Here is a 5,276-nt window from a genome sequence, read left to right as displayed (position 1 = left end):
ATATACCCAGTGGAGCACAATCGGCGATCTGAAGAATCTGGTTTATTACGTCAAGACGTATGACGACCCGGTTCTGCGCAGTGTGGCTTTCAAGGATCTGGATCTTGATGCCAAGGATATGGTCACGATTCAGATGAAGCCGCAGCTTGAGGCCGATTCACTTATCGAGAAAAAGTAAGCTGAGAATTCTTTGAAACAAATGGCGGCCAGAAAGGTCGCCCTTTGCGTTAGTCAGGGAACATCATCGTAAACGGCGACGCCACCTTCATTTTCCGTGTTAGCGATGCGCTTTGCTTCCGAGCGTTTGAATCTCAGCCTGAGCCTAGTCTTAATATCTCGCGCATCTGGCGCTTCGCCAATCTCCTCGTCGGCAATCTATTTCTCCTGGCAATAAATAAATCAGGATAGATAACTGCAACGGTCAACCAACTCGAACCGGACAAACCGCGCGCGCAATTGCCATAGGGTGCGCGCCTCACCGGAATCGTGCGCGTGATCAGCCCGGATCCGGCACCTTCATAAATAATCAATGTGACAGCACCCAATGAATGTAAACAGACTAAAAAAGTTAATCACCCGACCACTTTTCCAGCTTTAAACAAAAACCGCTTTAAGTCCAAACCGGCAAACAAAATGTAGGGCGGAATGGCTAGCGAATAGTGGCCACAGTTTAATTCCAGAATATTCGGGCTGGCTCCCGCGGCCTCCAGCCCCTGTATGAATTGCTGCGATAATTCTGGTAAGACAACCTTGTCCCTATGTGCCAACACAATATGAAGATCGAGATCGGAGCGCGCCAATTTTTGAGCATAGTTATTCAGGTTGAGCGGTCCCCATGCTCTTCTGAGATCGGCCAGCTCAATATCAGTCTCAAGGCTTTCGCGTATTGATCGCGTCGCGCGCCCCGTCCAAACCATGTCCGCAAGGCTCCCCGCTGTGAGGAACAGCGAAGCTTTCGACACGGTCGGGTCATGTGCCGCGATCAACCCTGCGACCCAGGAATCTAAGCTCATGCCAAGAACGGAAATATCTCGATAGCCTTCGCTTTTCAACCACCGAATGAGCTTTCGCCCGTCCCATACCGCCTGCTTGACAGACTGGATGGTTCGACCAAGATTAGCGCTGAGCATATAGTCGGCGTAGTGGGAACCAGAACGGCTGCGCTCGAAGTGATAAGGCATAGCGATCTCGACAACCGTGATGCCTTGTCTCGAAAAAAAGTTGGCAATCTGCCGATTTCGCGCGCTTGCGTTCCAATGATGAAAAACCACGATCGCCCGATCGAACGACCTGCTTTCTGTAATTTTCGCCCAAACGACATTGTTCTCTTCGATGTCAGTGGAAATATCCGACGGAAATTTGAGCCATCCATTTTCCTTTTCAAAGCCCTGATCGCTTTCACTCGGTTCGTCGAAGAAGGCTGGGGCGGCCACGGCCTGGTCCGCGAGTGTACAAAACTCGTTGATGCTTTCTATCTTTGTCTCGCACTGAAATGCACGATCGGCGTCAAGGATGAAATCGCTTTTTTTCTTCCATTCCTCACCGCGTCGCGCCCGCCGCTCATCCCAAAGATCAAGCCAACTATGATACACTCTGATTGTCTCCTAACTCGCCTGCTCGCCATCGCCGAAAATCCGGATCAATCAGGCCGTATATTGCGAGCAACCAGCCAATGGCCAGTAGGATCGAAAAACCCGCAAATGCGTCGATCAGCAGGTAGCCAATCATGAGTAACCCCACAACCGCTGACATTCTCCACAAGGGCAAATGCACTCGATATCTACCACCTAAGCGGATGCACCCATATAAAAAGACAACACCGGTCGAAATCACGACCAGAAGGCTGCTGTAATGCGTCGGCCTTCGAAAGCTGATCCCGGCTTTCACATCATTGTGCCAATAGAAGGCAGAAGATAAATCGCTGATCAACCATTTCACTATATTCTCTCCACGCGACGTCAGGTAAGCGCTCTGGAGCTTCATGGCTATTGCGATCAGAACCCCTAACAAAGTACATCGAAATATCCCACACATCACCCGGAGGCAGACTTTGTTACCCTCGGTTTGATATGCGTTCTCGCGCGGGTTGCCCGGCGTTTCATCAATACTCCAAAAATCGTGGACAACCGTGTATAGCAAAATGAGACCTGCGCAGAAGAGATAGTAGCACAGGCACATGTATAGGTATGCGAACCCTGTGAATACGACCGCTTCTGGCACAGATACAACCTCGGGCCGCACAATCGCTATAGTGCCCCAGTCCGTCGCATAGTTGCCACTCCCATTTATCAAAGGGATTAAAGAAACGCCGACCCACTGAAAAAGGCCAGCGAACAGCACACAAATTACGAAAACCGCCCAATAGGCATATGACGAAGCGTCGACACTGCGCGCCCAGGCCTGGTCGCTTTCAAACCGGTCTCCGCGGGCTTTAAACCAAAGGCGCCTTTCTTCTTTCCAAAATGTCACCTGCTCAGAAACGAAGACAAAGAATAATGGCAAAAACGCCATGAAGACGAATGTCCAATTCGCGGTCCAAAGGAACCCAACCTGCTTTACGACCCCATCCGCCCGGCCATATGTCACGTCGTGAATTCCCGAAATATACGACAGAAACCCAAGAGCTGCGAACCCTGCAAATACCGACGCCGGTAAATTCAGGGGAGATCTGTGACTGAAAAGCTCAGCCGACTGCCTCGATAAACTAAAATGCAGTTGTACTCCCCCGGCATCAGTAAGATCCGTCGGTCCTATCGAGTTAGCAGGCTCAGCATCGCGGGTTGTTGTGTGAGCGAATGCTGGAAGTGCCGATGTAACGCTGATACTGGCGGTCTTGTAATCGCGTCTCTTCGCGGCTAGTCGCGATTGCGCCGCACTTAGCTCTATCTGCCATTCGCTCGTTGATACCGGATCATCGCACCCAAAAACCCGCGCCAGCCAACGAATGTTAGTAGCGCTAATTCCCTTATCGTTTTCCTGAAACCAAAGCTGCACCGTTCGCAGATCGACACCAATTCGGTTGGAATCAATCTGTGAAATCGCCTCGGCAAGCAGCTCAGGCGTCCACGGCCCCACAGGAAATCCATCCCTGCCGATTGGCCGTCCAGCACCCGCCGCAGCTAATCGCCTGAATACTTCCTTGAAATCACTCTCAGCTCTCGATGGAGGAAGAAATAACTTTCCGTTTTTTAACAATGACTTATTAGCTCAAATTTCGTTTCGTTACATTAAACTTCATACCATATCGTGCCTTCGTTCGCATTCGGGTATTTATCGTTCGCTTATTATAAGGATGTTTTTACAAAGACCTGAAACGAGCAGTAATAAAATGAATGCTGACGGGCGCGTTATCCAGAAATTGATCCCGGTGCTTTTTTGTATTGAAAAGGTCCGGGGACATGGCTTCGCATTCCCAGTGGGCTGACTATGTCAGTGTGGGAACGTGCCGTCGTCGGATGTCTGTTTTCAGCACTGAAATATAAATCAGCGTAGTAGGTGAGCGCGTTTTTGACATAGCCCACTAATTTGGTTGTCCAATACCCATCGTCTATTTTGTTTTGGATTACATAAATGGTTTTGCATGCTGAACATCATATATTGAACTGTATACAAAAATATATCTCAGAGTACGAGAAATCAAATACAAGCTCTTCATTGTTCGAATTGGTAGGCATTTTAACCCTGGTTTCTTTAGAAGCGCATTCCGCGTTTATGCAAGATGATTTTGATGCTGTTTCTGAAATCTGTACAAGACACGGGATCTGCACAAATTGTTACTCCGGTGAACTAAAAGAATTTCGCAAATATATGGATAAATCTATTCCTCATACAAACCTTGAGAATGAACAAAGCTCAGAGGCGTCTTTCGTTAGATATTGAGCTTTCAGAGCGGTCGGTACGTTGAAACCGATAGAAACATCAACCCGAATGTACGGGGCTCACTAGCTGGCGCAACTAATCGCAGATATGGTGATCATACAGGTGGCCATTGCCGCGCCCCGTGCAGGAGGCGTAGAATCTCGATCCGCTGCGCTCTCGGTCGAACGCGATAAACTATGACGAATGGCGTTCTGTTGACGATAAGTTCGCGCGTACCACGGTGACGTCCGACCCGCCCCATATCTGGGTAATTGATCAAAATGTCTGTTTGTCGCTCGATCTCGTCAAGCTGGCTGAGCGCTGCGCGCGGGTTTTCCTCAGCGATATAATTGAGGGCATCGGTACGATCAGCCCGAGCGCGCGTAAGCCAAACCAATTTCACTCAGCATCACCCTTGATGCGGGCCAACAACTCGACGCGTTGGCGCGCCATGTCCCCTTTGACAACATCGTGAGCAATCCATTCGGTTTTCGGATCATCAGCCTCGCGCAATGCTTCTTCGACCTGCTCGTGGAACCACTTGCCATGGGCAGCGGCTTCATGGGCTCGACGCATTGCTTCAGCCCGATCCGGCCGGGAGTGCGTCTTGACGGTTTCCGACGAATAGCCGGTTGCATCTACTTCGAAACGAGAGATGCCAACGTCTTTGAGGTAAGAGACAAGTGTTTCCATACGCTTGAACAGCCGGACCTCGCGACTACGCTGCGCGGCAAGCGCCCGCTCGGCCATGCCGTATTTGATCATAATCGCCCATCCCCCGTCTTGACCGATGACATGTGCGCCGCGAACAGCTCCTGCTTCCACGAGGTGGAAAAGCGTCGTGTGATCAATGGTTTCGGAGGCCATGGGTATATGCTCCTTTTGCGTGGCAATTAATTATAAATATAATATGCAAACATTTATAGATTGCAAGTGTTTCAACGATCGCGAAATCCGATATCGTTCCTGAACCCACCCCTTCCTCTCCCGTAAGACTCTAGAATCTTGTTTCAGGCACTGGGTTACCTATAGACTTTATTCAAAAGCCAGTTTGCGACTAGCAAACGGCTGAAAGCCGCCCGAAGGGCTGTCTTTTGGATAAAAAGGAGGCTGTCCGCTCTTCTTATTTTCTGTTCTTTTACTGAAAGTCTCTGAGGACACCGCTTTTTTGACGCCCTTGGAGGTAAAGTTAAAACCGAGTTTTGGCCGAAACTTGCATAGCCAGGCTAGCCAACGTTTGCAGGCCAGAGTGACTATGTTTGACAAGTTCTTACCGCGCCATTGCTTGTCAATCGGAACGGAATATTGGGTCTGACGCATTTTTGATGACGATTTCTTTCACATTGCGCCGATCAACCGTGCCTGAAGAAGATCCAGCTTGGCACGCCCATACATTTGCCTTTTAACGAGCTTCAGCT

Annotated in this window: 6 protein-coding genes; 1 reads left to right on the top strand and 5 read right to left on the bottom strand. The window is 49.7% G+C overall.

The window, feature by feature from the left end; all coding sequences use genetic code 11:
* The coding region (locus OIV19_RS23330; protein ID WP_264234275.1) for a linear amide C-N hydrolase at positions 1 to 178 on the top strand (178 nt) is incomplete at its 5' end.
* Positions 179 to 572: 394 nt separating this feature from the next.
* On the opposite strand, the gene OIV19_RS23325 is transcribed toward OIV19_RS23330, so the two are convergent.
* The 5 genes from OIV19_RS23325 to OIV19_RS23305 form a co-directional block, all read right to left on the bottom strand.
* Positions 573 to 1,592: an RcgR family putative quorum lactone hydrolase gene (locus OIV19_RS23325; RefSeq protein ID WP_264234273.1), complete on the bottom strand. Its 1,020-nt coding sequence runs from the start codon at positions 1,590 to 1,592 to the stop codon at positions 573 to 575.
* A complete protein-coding gene (locus OIV19_RS23320) occupies positions 1,582 to 3,195 on the bottom strand; it encodes an RcgA family putative transporter (protein WP_264234271.1) in 1,614 nt (537 codons plus the stop codon). Before OIV19_RS23320 ends, OIV19_RS23325 begins: the two co-directional genes overlap by 11 nt.
* Before the next feature lie 778 nt (positions 3,196 to 3,973).
* Positions 3,974 to 4,261, bottom strand: coding sequence for a type II toxin-antitoxin system RelE/ParE family toxin (locus OIV19_RS23315; protein ID WP_264234269.1), 288 nt, complete (start codon positions 4,259 to 4,261; stop codon positions 3,974 to 3,976).
* Positions 4,258 to 4,725 (bottom strand): ParC-related protein, encoded by a 468-nt coding sequence (locus OIV19_RS23310; protein WP_264234267.1) that lies wholly within the window; start codon positions 4,723 to 4,725, stop codon positions 4,258 to 4,260. Before OIV19_RS23310 ends, OIV19_RS23315 begins: the two co-directional genes overlap by 4 nt.
* A 168-nt stretch (positions 4,726 to 4,893) precedes the next feature.
* On the bottom strand, positions 4,894 to 5,178 hold the full coding sequence (locus tag OIV19_RS23305) for a hypothetical protein (protein ID WP_264234265.1): 285 nt from the start codon (positions 5,176 to 5,178) through the stop codon (positions 4,894 to 4,896).
* Positions 5,179 to 5,276 lie beyond the last annotated feature (98 nt).

This window comes from Brucella sp. HL-2, assembly GCF_025846885.2.
Lineage (GTDB): Bacteria > Pseudomonadota > Alphaproteobacteria > Rhizobiales > Rhizobiaceae > Brucella > Brucella quorumnocens.
The sequence above is the reverse complement of the archived record's forward strand: the minus strand, read 5'-3'. Positions and strand labels throughout refer to the sequence as shown.

Bases quoted from the DNA above. Each gene is read 5' to 3' on its own strand.
- OIV19_RS23305 (WP_264234265.1), bottom strand. From the start codon at position 5,178: ATGCGTCAGACCCAATATTCCGTTCCGATTGACAAGCAATGGCGCGGT.
- OIV19_RS23310 (WP_264234267.1), bottom strand. From the start codon at position 4,725: ATGGCCTCCGAAACCATTGATCACACGACGCTTTTCCACCTCGTGGAA.